Source organism: Tessaracoccus aquimaris (genome assembly GCF_001997345.1).
GTDB lineage: Bacteria > Actinomycetota > Actinomycetes > Propionibacteriales > Propionibacteriaceae > Arachnia > Arachnia aquimaris.
In genome coordinates, this window is the sequence record NZ_CP019606.1 from 3,418,733 (window position 1) to 3,433,115 (window position 14,383).

Genomic DNA, 14,383 nt, shown 5'->3' on the forward strand with positions numbered 1-14,383 from the left:
AAAGTAAGAATCGTGCTACTCTCAATGCATGGGGGCAGACGCGCGACCGGAAGGCAAGTGGATCAGCACCGTGCGGCTCGGCCCGAAGTCGCAGATCGTGATTCCGAAGGAAGTGCGGGACATGTTTGGCCTCGGGCCCGGAGATTCTCTGCTGCTGATGGCCGACGTGGAGCGAGGCATCGCGCTGGTCGATCCCGCGGAGTACGCCGATGTGATGAGCAAGGTGCTGGGCTCGCCGTCTGGCGAGGAGGGCCACTCGTGAGCGCGCCACCAAGAAAGTCCCGCCCATGGCACCTGTGGCTGATCGTCGTCGTCGCCACATTTTTCATGTCGGTGGGCCTGTACGACTTCGTCATGGTCGCCACCCGGAATCAGGCGTATCTCACAGACAGATACACCTCGGCGGGCGTGGAGTACTTCGCGGACTACCCGTGGTATCTCCTCGTCTTGTTCGGGATCAACGTCATCGGCGTGATGCTGGCGCTGATCGTCTCCCTGTGGAATCGGCGCGCCGCGATGTGGCTCGCACTCGTCTCGGGCGCTGCCGATGTCGTGCTCCTTCTGGTCACGATCTTCTTTCGCGATCGGTTCGCAGCCATCGGTATCGGGCTCACTTTGCAGGACATCGCGATCTGTGTCGGCATCTTCGTGCTCGCCGAGTACTTCCGGAGGCTCGCGAAACGAGACAGGTGAGCCGCCTTCTGAGCTACCGAGTACGCAGTGCGGGGTAGTCGCCGCGGGTGCCGCCTGCGAGGCGCGCGTAGTTCTCGAAGGTGGCGACGCTGAAATCGAGTATGTCTGCGAGGACTTTGGCGGGGACGGCTCCGGCGAGCCGGAACCGTGCGGTGTTCTGTAGCGCGGAGATGCTGGTGCCGAGAGGGCGCAGACGAAGTGCGAGGTATTGCGGGTCGAGAGGCTGCCCAGGGAGACGGCCAGGGAACAGCCATGCGTCGTCGTCCGGCCGGAGGTCGAGCTGCTCACGGGCGAGCGTTGCGACCGGTGCGGGCAACGCGAGCGGACGGTCTCCGATGTGGAGGTCGAGGCCGTCGTTCTCGTCACGGAGCTGGCGGCGACGCAGCGCCAACGTCTTGGTCGCGGGGAGTCCGTAGACCGCGATCAGCAGTGCCGCGAGGCGTGCATCGAGCGCGATGCTGCTATCCGTGGCGAGGGTCCGGATGACGTGTTCGAGGTGTTCTTCGGACGTGCTGATCGTTGGCTCTCGGCGAGGGAGTGTCGAAATGTCGAGGTCGGGCGTGACGCCGCGTTCGGCCGCCCAGGTGAGGAACTGCGGTAGCCATCGTCGCGCGGTGCGGAGGGTGATGAACTCCTCGATCTGTGCCTGGGTGAGGGCGCGCAGGGGTGTCTGTTGTTCCTCGGCCCAGGTGAGGAAGGTGACGAGGCCGCGTAGCGATGCTTTGACGTGCCGAGCTGCGCCGATAGCGATGTCGCCTGAGGGGCCGCGGCTGGCTCGGCGCAGCAGCATCCATCGGGTGTAGGTGCGCAGCATCTGGTGGTGCTCGGCGGGGGCTCCGCCGATGGTGTGCGTCGCCCAGGCCATCAGCGGCCGCGTGGCCGTCGCATCGCGCGGCAGGGCACCGGAGTCGAGTAGGAGCGTGCGCAGGTAGATCAACGGCTTGCTCGGTCGGGGGACGTCGAGAATCGACTCGACCGCCACCCTCCCGGAGGCGATGTCCCGGAGCACGTCGGTGCTCGGCCCCATGCGCACGCATGATCGACAAGGTCGCCACCGACGACGCGGTCTTCCTGCCCGACGTCGGTTCGCCCGTGATCTACGCCGCGCGCTACCTCACCATGAACGGCAAGCGCCGCATCCTCGGCTCGTTCAGCCATGGCAGCATGGCCAACGCGGTGCCCCAGGCGATCGGGGCGCAGGCCACGTTCCCCGGTCGACAGGTGGTCACCATGTCGGGCGACGGCGGCCTCACGATGCTGTTCGGCGACCTGCTGACGCTGGTGCAGGAGAAGTTGCCGGTCAAGATCGTGGTGTTCAACAACTCCAGCCTCAACTTCGTGGAGCTCGAGATGAAGGCCGCAGGCTTCGTCGACTTCGGCACCGAACTGGTCAACCCCGACTTCGCCGCGGTCGCCGAGGCGATGGGGGTGCGAGGGTTCCGCGTCGAGAGCTCCGACCAATTGGAGGACACGCTGCGCGAGGCGTTCGCGCATGACGGCCCCGCGCTGGTCGACGTACCCACCGGTCGCCAGGAACTCACCATCCCGCCGAAGATCACGCAGGAGCAACTCAAGGGCTTCGCGCTGTACGCGATCCGCACAGTCCTCAACGGACGCGGTGACGAACTGCTCGACCTGGCCACGACCAACTGGCGGCAGGTGTTCTGAGCGGGCACCTACGCTGGGGTGAAGTTCGGGCTGTGCCCGCGTCGACCGGATGGTCGCTCGCGCGTCAGGCGCACCCGAGTCGAGGCAAGGGCGGGAGGAGAAGGGCAATGCGTAATCCGGTGGAGGCGCTGCGCGAGTTGATCGGCTCGGCCATCCGCGCGAAGGTCGCGGGGCCCGATCCGGAGGCGCGCGAGGCGAGCATCTGGGGCGCGGAGGGCCCCCGCTGGCACGAGCCGTCCGACCCCATCTGGACGGTGAACCGCGACGCGGCCATGTACGCGGGCGGGATCAGGGCGCTGCTGTTGCAGGCGCTGCACCCCGCCGCGATGGCCGGTGTCGCAGGCCACTCGGGCTACCGTTCCGATCCCTGGGGTCGGCTGCAGCGCACCGGCGAGTTCATCGCCATGACGACCTACGGGCCGGTCCCGTCGGCCGAGGCCCTGGTCGCGAGGATCCGCAGCGTGCACGAACGCGTGCGGGGCAAGACCGACGACGGCACCCCGTACCGCGCGTCCGACCCACACCTGCTCGCCTGGGTCCACGCCGCGGAGACGCAGAGTTTCCTCGCCGCCTACCAGGCGTTTGGCGGGTCGCGGCTGACGGCTGCCGAGGCCGACCAGTACGTCGCGTCGGCCGCGCCCGTCGGGGAGCTGCTCGGCGCCGTCGACCTGCCGCGGACGGAGGCGGACCTGGTCGGAGCCATCGAGGCGTACCGGCCCGAGCTCCGGGCCTCGCCCGCCGCGATCGACACCGTCGACTTCCTCCTCAAGACGCCGCCGGTCCCGTGGCCCGGAAAGCTCGGCTACTGGATGCTCGCCGCGGGCGCCATCTCGACGCTGCCGCGGTGGGCGCGCGAACTGCTCCACCTGCCGACCTCGCGCTGGTTCGACCGGCTGATCGGGCTGCCGCTCGGCAGGTTCGCGACCAGGGTCGCCGGGTGGGCGATCGCGACTCCGAAGACGGCCGCCGAGTTGCGGCCCGCCGCATGACCTCGCCGTCGACGGTCGGGCCACGCGGCCCGGGGCGGCGGGCGTGAGCGAGTTCCGCGAGTCGCTCCGGGCCGAACTGGCCACGCTGGGCGACCCGGATCGGGCCGTCAAGCAGCAGGCGTACATGAAGTCGGCGCTGCCGTTCCACGGGGTCCCGGTGCCGCAGGTGCGTTCGCTGACCCGCTCCCTGGTGAGGCGCCTGCCGGTGGCCTCGCGCGCCGAGTTCGTGCACACCGTCGAGGCGGTGTGGGACGGCGCCACGCACCGCGAGGAGCGCTATGCGGCGCTCGCTCTGCTGCGCGCCCCTCGGTACAAGCAGTGGGCCCGTGATGTGGAGATCGTTCCGCTGCTGCGTCGGCTCATCGTCGACGCAGCCTGGTGGGACCTCGTCGACGAGTTGTCGCACTGCGTCGGGGACGTGCTGCGATCCGCGCACGAGGCCATGGAGCCCGTGGTGAGGGAGTGGTCGAGGGATGACAACCTGTGGCTGCGGAGGTCGTCGATCATCTGCCAACTGGGGTTCCGCGAGGCGACGGACCTGTCGCTGCTGACGGAGGCGATCGACGGCTCGATCGGGGACCGGGACTTCTTCGCGAGGAAGGCGATCGGGTGGGCGCTGCGTGAGTACGCCAAGACGGACTCGGAGTGGGTCCGAGGCTACGTCGCCGCCAACGAGGCGCGCCTGTCGCCCCTGTCGAGGCGAGAGGCGCTCAAGTCGCGCTGATCGAGCGCAGCGCTCCGGGTCCGTGCGGGAGGTTTCGACCGAAGAAGTCCGCTGACGCGTCCTTCTTGGCTCAACCAGCGGGCTTGCTGATTGAGCCTGCGCGGCGATGGACCCGCTGATTGAGCCAGCCGCGGCGACGCAGTCGCCTGCTGCTGCGTCGAAATCGTCGTGACGTCTGTGCGGACCCGAGTGAGGCAGGGCACGCTCGGTGTGGTGGCCAGGTTTCCGGGCCGGCGCGGGTTGGTTTCGACCGATGAAGCGACGCTACGCGCCGCTTCATGGCTCAACCAGCGCTTTCATGGCTCAACCGGCGGGCTTGCTGATTGAGCCAGCCGCGGCGACGAAGTCGCCTGCTGCTGCGTCGAAATCCCGTGACGTTCTGCGGACCTGCCGCAGGGGTCTGTGCTGGTGAGGTGCGCTTCGTGACCGGTGGCTGGGTCTCTGCGCTGGTTCGGGTCGGTTTCGACCGATGAAGCGACGCTACGCGCCGCTTCATGGCTCAACCAGCGCTTTCATGGCTCAACCGCCGGTCGGCAGCAGCACGACCCCTCGGTCGCCGTCGACCGTCAACTCGTCTCCGGTGTGGATCCTTGCCGTCGCCGATCCCGTGCCGAGCACCGCCGGGATGCCGTACTCCCTCGCGACGATCGAACTGTGCGACAGCGGGCCACCCACGTCGGTGACGACAGCCGACGCCATCGCGAAGAACGGCGTGTAGGCGGGCGTCGTGATCGGGGCGACCAGCACGTCGCCGGGGCGCATCGTCGAGAAGTCCTCAGGGCCTCGCAGCAGACGCGCCGGGCCGCGGGCGGTACCGCCGCTGGCGCCCAGACCCTTGAGCGTGTCGCCGTCCTGGGGCGACTCGTTGCTCGGCATGAAACGTCGGAACATCCGGTGGAACAGGCCGCCCGCCGGGAGCCATCCGGGCGGCGTCGCGACCTGCCTGCGGCCGCGCCACTGGACCCGGCGACCGGTGACCGCCGCGCGCGCCGAGGGACCGACCCCTCGACCCATGTCCAGGGCCTCCGAGGCTCCTCTGGCCTCGTCGGCGGTGAGCCAGAACACATCGTCGGGGGCGTCGATGAAGCCCGCCTCCGTGAATCGGCGACCGAGTTCGCGCAGCATCCGGCGAACACCTGGCCAGCCGAGGCCGACGTCGGCGAGCGCGTCCTCGCGCAGCGGTCCGAGTTCCTGGGCCCTCGCGAGCATCGATTCGAGCGACGCGCGCCGCACCCGCCCGACGTGATCCCAGAGCCATGCGGTGGCCGACTCCCGGTCGGCGCGCAGCCTGGCCAGCCGCTCGTCGGGGTCGGTCGCCTGTCCGGAGACGGCGTAGCGCAGCGCCACCATGATGGCTGACGGGTCGTCGGCGGCGACCGGTTGCATGATGTCGAGGTTGTAGGTGAGGTGGCCGAAGCGGTCCAGGTGCTCCTGAAGTAGCGCCTCGAAGTGCGGGCGTCGGCTGGCGGGAATCGCGTGCTCCGCGGCGAGGGCCGAGGCGACATCGGGGTAGCGGCGGCACCACTGCGCGATGCTGTAGATCGAGCGTTCGGCGCGGATCGGCTCAGATTCGCCGCCCAGCAGGAAGGTCAGCGCGGGCGGTCGTCCCGGGTGGCGAACAATGGCCTCGTACAGCTTGGTGAAGGCGATCTCCGCGGTTGCCGACTGCGGAATGAGGGCCTGCACGAAGGTGTAGTACTCGGCGCCTGCGGAGACCAGTTCCGAGGCGCCTTCAAGGAGCCGTGCCGACGTGAGGGTCGCTGGGTCGACATCGCGCCAACGATCGACGACCTCCCGGTACGCGGGCAGCCCGACGTTGCGCCACATCGTCACGCCGTTGAGATCGCTTCCGGAGGTGAAAACCACCGGCATCGCGGTCGGGGAGGCCTTCATGAGCCGCCACATTCCGGCGTTGGAGTAGAAGTAGTAGGCGAAACCGTTGACGGTGGGAAAGTCCATGTCATCGGGCTCCAGGACGCCGACCTTGAAGTAGCGCTGGAGCACGGTGCGCAGCGACGCGGCCACCGAGGGGCGGATCAGATCCGCGAACAGGGGCGACAGAGGGTCTGGCAGTTGCTCGACGATCGAGGCGCGGATGTACATGCCGTCGCTGCGCTCGAGCGGCCATTCGGTCGGCACAGGTCCGATCTCGTCAGGCAGCGCAGTGACGGGGCGTGCCTGGACGATCTGGAAACCGTTATCGGTGAGCGTCCACTCGATGTCCTGCGGGGCGCCGAAGTGGTGCTCGATGCTCCTGCCGAGTTCCGCGAGCGCGACGGCCTGCGCGTCGGTCAGAACGGGGGCGCGACGCTGCCCATGGGGGATCGGCTCGGTCGCCGTGCCTGATGCTGTCCTCACTGTACGCACGGCCTTGTCGGCGGTCGTCCTCGACCTGACGAGTGCCTCCGCAACGACCATCTCGTCGGGCGTCACCTCGCCTCCGACGACCGCCTCGCCCAGCCCGAAGGAGGCGTCGATGGCCGTCTCCCTGCGCCGTCCGTTGGCGGGGTTGGCCGTGAACATGACTCCGGCTGCGTCGGCGTCGACCAGGCGTTGAACCACGACCGCGAGGCTCGCGTCGCGCACCCCTGCGCGCGACCGGTAGGCGATGGCGCGGTCGGTCCACAGGGATGCCCAGCATCGACGCACCGCGTCGAGAAGGGCCTCGGGTCCCTCAATGTTGAGGAAGGTGTCCTGCTGCCCTGCGAACGACGCGTCCTCGAGATCCTCGGCGGTGGCGGAGGATCGCACCGCGACGGGGCCGCCGCCCAGATCGTGGTAGGCGACCCGGACCGCGTCGGCCAGATCTTCGGGGATGGGCCGGTCGAACAGGGAGCGCGCCTGCTCGCCGCTCCGGGCGCAGGCGAGTTCGGATCGGAGGTCGTGGGTGCCGAGGTACTCCTCGTATGCGGCGGTCGTGATCACGAAGCCATCGGGTACGGGGAAGCCGGCGCGGATCAACTCGCCGAGGTTGGCGGCCTTGCCTCCAGCGGTGGCAATGTCCGAGCGTCCGAAGCTGTTCAGCGGTGCGATCCGAGACATGTCCGTTCTCCTTTGCCGTATTCAACAGTAGCCCGGTTTAGCCTCTATGGAGCCGTCGGGTTCCGCCCGAAATCGACGCCCAGGCGAGTCGGCCGGCATCGCGTGCAGACGTTGCCCGCAAGGGAGCGGACCGGCGTCCGCGGGGGCGCCGATGGGCATCGCCGGACGGCTGAGGCGGTGCTCGGGTGGCTGTTTCGAGGCTCGACGCGTCGGCCGAGCGAGTCGTCCGGGACGCGGGCACGGGCCTGGTGTTGAGCACTTTCCGTCCCGCATCCTCGGCGCGAGCGCTGACCTGGGTCGATCGGTTCGCCAGGGACGCAACGTGCTCGCTGCCCGACCCTCACGGCGCCGCCCGGAGCGCTCGACCGGCCCTTTCTGTCTCGGAAGATGAACTGGTTCCGGCTTGCTGAGCGTCGGGCGATCGCAACTCGAGTCTCGCCGGGTCGACGCGGTCGTCGGCGGGAGTGGGTGACGGCGGCTCAGATGCGGGTCAGCACCTCGGTGCCGTAGTCGTCGGCCAGGAGCAGGTCGACCACGGCGGCGCCTGCCTCGGACGCGTCGGCGAGTTGGCCCTCCTCCTGCAGCGCGACGAAATCGGCGCGACCTGGGAAGCCCTCGGAGCCGCGGATCTCCGCCTGCATGCCGGTATCGACCACGCCAGGCGCGATCGCGGCGATCCGTACCCCCGGCTGGCCCTCCGCCGCGACGGTGGTGGCGTGGTGATCGACGGCCGCCTTCGTCGCGCAGTAGACGCTCCAGCCCTCCAGCGGCCGACGTCCCGCGCCGCTCGAGATGTGCGCCACGCGGACCGGAACGTCGGCCGGGCGCTGGTTGAGGACGGCGTTGGTGAGCAGGATCGGTGCCGTCACGTTGACGTTGACCGCCGCGATGGTGGCGGCTGCGTCCTGCTCCCCGGCCAGGGTCGCTGGGCCGAGCAGGCCGGCGTTGTTGACCAGGACGATCTCCTCGGCGTCCGCGAGGAAGTCGCGAAGCGTGTCTCCCGCCAGCCACGCCGTCACCGCTCCGGGATCCGACAGATCGAGGGCCTCGCCGGCGCTGCGCGAGATGCCGAGCACCGTGTAGTCGCGCCGCTCGAGTTCGGCGACGATCCCGACCCCGAGGCCCCTGCTGTGACCCGTGACGATGGCCTTGCGCCCCATGGCGTTCCCTCCGGTAGACGTTGTCCGCCACGCTACCGGTCCCCGTCGAACGGTGCGGCGCGGGTCGGCGAGCCCCGCCGTCGCCGTCGCCGTCGGCTGTCTGTGGTGCTGGCTGCGCGGTGTGCGGCTCAGGCGTTGAGCAGTAATCGCAAGTGGTTGCCGATTGGCACGTTCAACGTGTGTGCCTCGGGCCTCGAACGCCGAATGCTGCTCAACGCCGGACCCGCGCTCAGCGCGACGCGAGCACCTGCTCGCGGAGGATGTCGGCGTGGCCGCAGTGCTGGGCCAACTCGCGAAGGACGTGCAGGTAGATCCAGCTCAGCGGCAGCGGGCCGCGTCGGTTGCCGGAGACCTTGTCGTCCAGGCCGAGGTGAGCGACGGCGGCGCGGGACGCCGCGCACGCGTCGAGGTGGGCCGCGGTGATCGACGCGATCGTGTCGTCGGGCGTCAGCGTGAAGGACTCGTCGACGGTGGTAGGGATGCCGATCTCGACGCGACTGTGCCCGGTGACCGCCTCGTCGAACCAGACCCTCTCCACGAAGGTCGCGTGCTTGACCAACCCGAGAAGCGTCGTCAGCGACGGCACCAGACTCCTGCGTGCCTCCTCCTCGGTGAGCCCGGCCAGCGAGGCGGTGAGCATCGCGCGATGCTGGTCGAGGAGGGCCTCCATCTGCTCGCGCAACGATCCGGTGGTGAGGTGTTCTCCGTGGTGTGCCACGCGCCCAACGCTAACCCCTCGCCTAAGCTGGGCCAATGGCGCGACTCGATTCCTGGCTCTGGGCCGTGCGGATGTACAAGACCCGCTCGATGGCCACAGCCGCGGTGCGCGGCGGCCACGTCCGCGTCAACGACAACCTCGCCAAGGCGGCCCAGCCCGTCGTCGCGGGGCAGAAGGTGCGCGTCCGCAAGGAGCAGGACGAGAGGCTGATCGAGGTCGTCGATCCCAGCCTGGAGAAGCGGGTCAGCGCGCCGCTCGCGCAGGCCGCCTACATCGACAGGACCCCCGAGAAGCCGGCGCCGATCCCCGAGATGGTGGGCCGCGTGGCGATCCGCGACAGGGGTGCTGGGCGCCCGACGAAGCGGGAGCGTCGAGCGATCGACAAGTTGCGCGGTCACTGACCCTCGTCGGTGGGACGACGCGGGTCAACGCGCCACGGGTCCACGCGCCCGGCGCTCGGCACGCGGAGGTCGAACTTCCCCTCGTCCCGAGCGGCTGAGTTTGAGCATGTCTGGTGAGTCGTTTTGGTTTGGCACGATCAAACGTGACCGTTTGAGCAACGAGCAACCGAACATGCTCAACGACCGGTCCGGCAGCATGCCTGGACCGCCCCGTGTCCCGAGTGGCTGAGTAGCCGCCTGTGCTGGCGCCAGGACGGTCGCGTTCGAGCATGTTTGGTGACTCGTTGCCGGTTGGCACGATCAAATGTGACCTTTCGAGCAACGAGCAACCGAACATGCTCAAGTCCTTAGTCCGGCAGGGGTTGTCGAGTCGCGGGGAGGACGGCGCGCAGGAGCAGGTCGACGCTTCGAGCCGGGCTCGGGCGCGAGAGCATCGACGCCGTGAGGGGCCAGGCGGTCGGGTCGAGACGGGACAGGGACCGGTTGAACGCCGGAGTGGCCGCCTCGGAGGACGACAAGGCCGCCGTGCCGTGCACCCACTCGGTGACGAACTCGGTCGCGGCCACGGCGTCGTCGTCATCCAACCCGGCGCGCCCGAAGAACCGGAGCAGCGCCTCGTTCAGGCCCATCGCGCCCGGCCCCGCGACCCTGCTGGACGCGAGCAGTGCGACGTGCCCAGGGGCGGAGTCGAACCGGGTCAGCGTCGCCGTCACGAATGCGCGCAGCGCCTGCTCGGGCGGGTCGTCGTCGAGGAGTGGGAGGTCGAGCGTGGCCAGGAAGCGGTCCGCCAGTGCCATCGTCAGATCGTCGAGGTCGGCGAAGTAGGTGTAGATCGCGTTGGGTGCGACCCCGGCCTGCCTGCCGATCGAGCGGAGGCTCAGGCCGACCCGACCCAACGCCGACAGCACGGCCTCCGCGGCGTCGAGCAGCAGTTCGGTCGAGATGTCGCCGCGCGGTCCGCGCTTCTTCGTTGCCACACCGCAATGCTAGCCTCTGTAATTGTGCACCGTACAAATTATGCGAAGGCCGCGCGTCTCTACGTCCTGATCGTCCTCGGCGCGATCACCGTCGTGTCCCTGGCCTTCCTCGCCCTCGGGGTCCAACTGCCTGCGTGGGTGGTGATCCTCGGACGGTGGATCCCGGCGCTCGTCTCGCTGCTCGTGATGCGACTCGTGCCCCTTGACGGGAGTGTCTCCCGGTGGTGGTCGCTCCGACCCGGTGGGGCGCGCCGCTTCTTCGCTGGCGTCGGGGTGGGCGTGTTCGGCCTGCTCGCCGTCTACGTGGTCACGGCGCTCGTTGGCTCGCTGCTCGGTCTCGCGCCGTTCCAGGACGGGTCGGTGCTGCTTGCGGCCGCGCCGTCGCTGCTTGTCACGCTGCTGGTGATCACGCTCAGCACCTTCGGTGAGGAGGTCGGCTGGCGAGGCTTCCTGCAGCAGTTGCTCGCGGCGCACGGGTTCTGGCGCGCCAGCGCCATGGTCTCTGCCGTCTGGGTTGCGTTCCATATCCCGGTGCACGCGGTCCTCGTCCTTCAGGGTCAACTGCCCTGGCAGCAGGGGGTCGCCAGCACGGTCGGGCTGTTCGCGCTCGGCATGTTCCTTAACGCCTTGGTGGTCCGGTTCAGCAGCGTGTGGCCAGCGGTGTTCGGGCACGCCCTGCCGCTCTCCAGCGTCAACCTGCTCGCCGCCCCCGACGGCCTCACGGGCGCCGGCCTGTTGACCCTGAGCGCCGTCGAGTTCGTGCTCCTGATGGTCGCGGCTTGGCTCGTCGTGAGGCGTCGCCCCGCCTGAACACGACACGACGGCCGGGCGAAATGCCGCCCGGCCGCCGTTGGTATGGCTGAGGTCACTCGCCCGCGAGCAGGGCCTCCTCGGCCTCCTTGGTCCAGATGCCGTCGCTCAGCTTGGCGGCGACGTGGGGAAGCTTGTCGCCCATGTCGACGAGCCGGGTCAGCGGCAGGTCGTGGAGCATCGGGTAGACCATGATCTTGCCGCCGGAGGTGCGGTTGATCACCGAGTCGATCGCGTCGCGGAAGCCGGCCATGCCGGTGACGGCGTCGAGGGAGATGTGGGTGTCGATGATCCCCTCCTCGATCTTGCGCAGCACCGTGCGCATGTCCGACACGTCGGAGCCGGAGGTGCCGAGCATGAAGACGTGACGCTCGATGATGCCCTGCAGGTCGAACTCGCCGAGCGTGCCCGCGGGGATGCCCGCGAACGCGTTGAGGATCGCGCCGTCGCCCGCCAGGTCGACCGCCTGCGACACGACCGCTGGCACCGGGACCATGCACGAGATGTGCGTGTAGCCGGGCTCAAGCGCCGTGGTGCCGGTGTTGATGTAGGTGACGGAGACGCCACGCTCCTCGGCGACCGGGTCGACGGTCGCGGCGAGGTGCTCGAGGCGGTCGTCGTTCAGGTCGGTCCCGGTGACGCGGATGCCAGGAACGCCGGAGGTGACGGCGCGCATGGTGTGCATCAGGCCCATCGGCCCTGCCGCGCCCATGATGGCGATGTTGTCGCCGTCGCGCAGGTCGCCGTTGGCGGGGATCCAGGCGTAGCCCTCGGCGGGGTCGTCGCCTGTGGTGCCGACGAAGCGGATGAAGTCGTAGTGCACGCGGCCGATGTCGAGCGCGACCTTGCGGTCGATCGTCGATCCACCGAGCACGACGCACATCACGGAACGGGTGCCGAGCAGCGCGGCAAGCTTCTCGATGACCTCGGCGTCTGCGCCGTAGTAGACGATGTCGTCGAAGCTCTGGCCGACGAGCGCGTCGACGTCGGCGGGGGCGATCGTGACGATCTCGCCGGGGACGTGCCCGGCCGTCAGGTCCTTCAGGCCGGGCGTCTCGCCGTCGGAGACCACCAGCAGGTCGCCATCGTCGAGCACGTGGTTGCGCTCGGCCCAGGCGTAGGAGCCCTCGACGGTCGCCCACGGCTCGATGAGGCCGACGGCCGCGGCGGAGGGGCCGTCGGTGACGTGGATCAGGAACTCCTCGCCGGAGGGCGAGATGACGCAGCGCTCGTCGATGACGACGTACTCCTGCAGCGCGCCCTCGAAGTTGTAGCCGAACGCGCCGTTCGACTTGGGGGTGCGCAGGTGCTTCCAGTCGGCCTGCACGAGGACGCGGTCGCCCTCCTTGAAGTGCGTCACCTGGTCGCCGACCTGCACGATCCGTCCGACCGGTTCGTGGCCGGGGACGGTGGCGAGTGCGCCTGGCTTGTAGCCGGGGATCTCGGCGAGCGCCTCGGCGGCGATGCCCTCGACGACCTCGGCCTTGCGGGGGTGCGAGTCGAAGGCGTGGAGGAGTTTGGTGTCGCTGAAGCAGATGCCGCAGGCCTCGACCTGGAGCAGCATCTGATGCGGCCCCACCTCGTCCACGGGCTTGGAGTCGTTGACCACGATCTCGTCGACGCCGACGATCTGGATCGCGTGCTGCTTGGCAGGAATCTGGCTCACTGCAGGCCTCTCTGTCGTTGCTGTGACACCAATCTAGGCGTCGGCCCGCCGCCCGGACAGGGCACGGAAGACAACTGGGCATATGCTCACGACACACCCGCGCAGAGGAGGACGCCCCGATGGTGCTCAACCCGGCCCCGAACGACATCGACCTGGTCGTCCGCGCCGCCTGGCTGTACTACGAGGACGGCCTGACGCAGGCCCAGATCGCGACCCGGCTGTTCGTGTCGCGCCAGACCGTCGGTCGCCTCCTCGAGGCCGCCCGGTCCCAGGGGATCGTCCGGATCGAGTTGGACGCGCAGTACCTCTCCGCGATGCAACTGGCCACCCGACTGCGGGAGGGGTTCGGGCTGCGGGATGCGATCGTGGTGCCCACCGCGCAGGGTCGGCTCTCGCGTGAACGCACCAACGAGCGGGTGGCGGCGGCGCTGGCCGCGTTCGTCCGCCGTCACCTGCATCCGGGGGCGGTCGTCGGCGTCAGTTGGGGCGACTCGGTCGCCAGGTCGCTTTCCATGCTGTCCGAGGAGTCCCTCGACGGCGTCCAGTTCGTCGCGACCGCGGGCGAACTCAGCGCCATCGACGAGGTCCTGACGCGCAGCCCCCATGTGCTGCAACGGCTCCGGACCCTTCCTGCCCCGCTGCTTGTCTCCAGCGAGTCCGTCGCGGAGGCCATCCGGGGTGAGGACGCGGTGCGCGACGTGCTCGACCTCGCCCGCTCCGCCGTCGTCACCCTCACCGGCATGGGCGCGGCGACCGCGGGAGGCTCGGCCGTGTCGTTCGGCGTCACGACCGACGACGAGGTCGCCGAGTTCGCGGCGCGCGGCGCCGTGGGTGACATGTTGGGGGAGTGGTACGACCTTGAGGGCCGGGTCGTCGAGACGAGTTGGTCGCGTCGGCGCATCGGGCTGGGCCTCGACGAACTGCGCAGGCTCAGCAACGTCGTCGGCGTGGCCGGAGGCGTCGAGAAGGTCGACGCGATCCGCGGCGCGATCGCGGGGCACCTCATCGACGCGCTCGTCACTGACGAGCCGACGGCCACGGCGCTGCTCGAACGCGGCTGACCGGGCCAGGCCAATTCAGCGTGGCGGGGGTGGCGGTGGCAGCGTCGCCAACGCGGGCGGATTCTCAGGCCAGATCAGCAGCACCCGGCACGGCGCGTGGTCGATCACGAATCGCGTGTGCCTGCCGAGGCTGTGCGGGCCGAGTCGCGACCGGTCGCCGTCTCGGGCCAGTACCAACAGTCCGACGTCCTCGGCGGCCTCGGTGATGACCCGCTCCGTCCTGCCGCGCAGCACCCGGGTCGCACAGTCGACGCCGAGGGCCTCCGACGCCTGCGCGAGCAGTGCTTCGGCCTCCGCCGCCGCGATCGACGCGACCTCCGGTGGCGCGCCCCTTCCCCGTCCGAACAGTTCGGGTAGGGGATGCTCGCCCGGATCGTCGACGGCGACGAGCGTGATCTGTTCGTGGCTGAGCGCCCTCGCTGCGTCGATCACGGCAGGCCAAGTCGCCGGCTCCACCCAGACCAGGACCTTCAT

At 69.4% G+C, this 14,383-nt stretch carries 15 protein-coding genes; 8 read left to right on the plus strand and 7 right to left on the minus strand.

Annotation, left to right across the window (positions count from 1 at the left end):
- Window positions 1-28: 28 nt before the first annotated feature.
- A complete protein-coding gene (locus tag BW730_RS15555; RefSeq protein WP_077687064.1) occupies window positions 29-262 on the plus strand; it encodes an AbrB/MazE/SpoVT family DNA-binding domain-containing protein in 234 nt (77 codons plus the stop codon).
- Window positions 259-693 (plus strand): hypothetical protein, encoded by a 435-nt coding sequence (locus tag BW730_RS15560; protein ID WP_077687065.1) that lies wholly within the window; start codon window positions 259-261, stop codon window positions 691-693. Before BW730_RS15555 ends, BW730_RS15560 begins: the two co-directional genes overlap by 4 nt.
- 13 nt (window positions 694-706) lie before the next feature.
- Here BW730_RS15560 and BW730_RS15565 read toward each other — a convergent pair whose 3' ends face one another.
- Window positions 707-1,720, minus strand: coding sequence for a hypothetical protein (locus tag BW730_RS15565; protein ID WP_145952920.1), 1,014 nt, complete (start codon window positions 1,718-1,720; stop codon window positions 707-709).
- Between the two features lie 8 nt (window positions 1,721-1,728).
- On the opposite strand from BW730_RS15565, the gene BW730_RS15570 reads away from it, so the two are divergent.
- The 3 genes from BW730_RS15570 (at window position 1,729) to BW730_RS15580 (ending at window position 4,074) form a co-directional block, all read left to right on the plus strand.
- Window positions 1,729-2,361: a thiamine pyrophosphate-dependent enzyme gene (locus BW730_RS15570; protein WP_077687067.1), complete on the plus strand. Its 633-nt coding sequence runs from the start codon at window positions 1,729-1,731 to the stop codon at window positions 2,359-2,361.
- Window positions 2,362-2,468: 107 nt separating this feature from the next.
- On the plus strand, window positions 2,469-3,350 hold the full coding sequence (locus tag BW730_RS15575) for an oxygenase MpaB family protein (RefSeq protein WP_077687068.1): 882 nt from the start codon (window positions 2,469-2,471) through the stop codon (window positions 3,348-3,350).
- A gap of 43 nt (window positions 3,351-3,393) precedes the next feature.
- The gene (locus BW730_RS15580) at window positions 3,394-4,074 is read left to right on the plus strand and encodes a DNA alkylation repair protein (protein WP_077687069.1); all 681 of its coding nucleotides are present in this window, start codon (window positions 3,394-3,396) and stop codon (window positions 4,072-4,074) included.
- A gap of 519 nt (window positions 4,075-4,593) precedes the next feature.
- On the opposite strand, the gene BW730_RS15585 is transcribed toward BW730_RS15580, so the two are convergent.
- The 3 genes from BW730_RS15585 to BW730_RS15595 all read right to left on the minus strand — a co-directional run bounded on the left by BW730_RS15585 (window position 4,594) and on the right by BW730_RS15595 (window position 8,994).
- Window positions 4,594-7,116, minus strand: a complete 2,523-nt coding sequence (locus BW730_RS15585; protein ID WP_077687070.1) for a PEP/pyruvate-binding domain-containing protein — start codon at window positions 7,114-7,116, stop codon at window positions 4,594-4,596.
- Between the two features lie 479 nt (window positions 7,117-7,595).
- Complete coding sequence (locus tag BW730_RS15590; protein ID WP_077687071.1) at window positions 7,596-8,276, minus strand: SDR family NAD(P)-dependent oxidoreductase; 681 nt, start codon at window positions 8,274-8,276, stop codon at window positions 7,596-7,598.
- A 229-nt stretch (window positions 8,277-8,505) separates the two neighbouring features.
- Window positions 8,506-8,994 (minus strand): DinB family protein, encoded by a 489-nt coding sequence (locus tag BW730_RS15595; protein ID WP_226996855.1) that lies wholly within the window; start codon window positions 8,992-8,994, stop codon window positions 8,506-8,508.
- Between the two features lie 35 nt (window positions 8,995-9,029).
- On the opposite strand from BW730_RS15595, the gene BW730_RS15600 reads away from it, so the two are divergent.
- Window positions 9,030-9,395, plus strand: a complete 366-nt coding sequence (locus BW730_RS15600; protein ID WP_077687072.1) for an RNA-binding S4 domain-containing protein — start codon at window positions 9,030-9,032, stop codon at window positions 9,393-9,395.
- A 347-nt stretch (window positions 9,396-9,742) separates the two neighbouring features.
- Here the strand turns inward: BW730_RS15600 and BW730_RS15605 are convergent, their stop codons facing one another.
- Window positions 9,743-10,372: a TetR/AcrR family transcriptional regulator gene (locus tag BW730_RS15605; RefSeq protein ID WP_077687073.1), complete on the minus strand. Its 630-nt coding sequence runs from the start codon at window positions 10,370-10,372 to the stop codon at window positions 9,743-9,745.
- Window positions 10,373-10,396: 24 nt separating this feature from the next.
- On the opposite strand from BW730_RS15605, the gene BW730_RS15610 reads away from it, so the two are divergent.
- A complete protein-coding gene (locus BW730_RS15610) occupies window positions 10,397-11,182 on the plus strand; it encodes a CPBP family intramembrane glutamic endopeptidase (RefSeq protein ID WP_158522694.1) in 786 nt (261 codons plus the stop codon).
- 55 nt (window positions 11,183-11,237) lie between these two features.
- Here BW730_RS15610 and BW730_RS15615 read toward each other — a convergent pair whose 3' ends face one another.
- Window positions 11,238-12,848 (minus strand): alcohol dehydrogenase catalytic domain-containing protein, encoded by a 1,611-nt coding sequence (locus BW730_RS15615; protein ID WP_077687075.1) that lies wholly within the window; start codon window positions 12,846-12,848, stop codon window positions 11,238-11,240.
- A 119-nt stretch (window positions 12,849-12,967) separates the two neighbouring features.
- On the opposite strand from BW730_RS15615, the gene BW730_RS15620 reads away from it, so the two are divergent.
- Window positions 12,968-13,909 carry a sugar-binding transcriptional regulator gene (locus tag BW730_RS15620; protein ID WP_077687076.1) on the plus strand — a complete coding sequence of 314 codons (942 nt, stop codon included), beginning with the start codon at window positions 12,968-12,970 and terminating at the stop codon, window positions 13,907-13,909.
- Window positions 13,910-13,924: 15 nt separating this feature from the next.
- Here BW730_RS15620 and BW730_RS15625 read toward each other — a convergent pair whose 3' ends face one another.
- Window positions 13,925-14,383 carry a universal stress protein gene (locus BW730_RS15625; RefSeq protein WP_077687077.1) on the minus strand — a complete coding sequence of 153 codons (459 nt, stop codon included), beginning with the start codon at window positions 14,381-14,383 and terminating at the stop codon, window positions 13,925-13,927.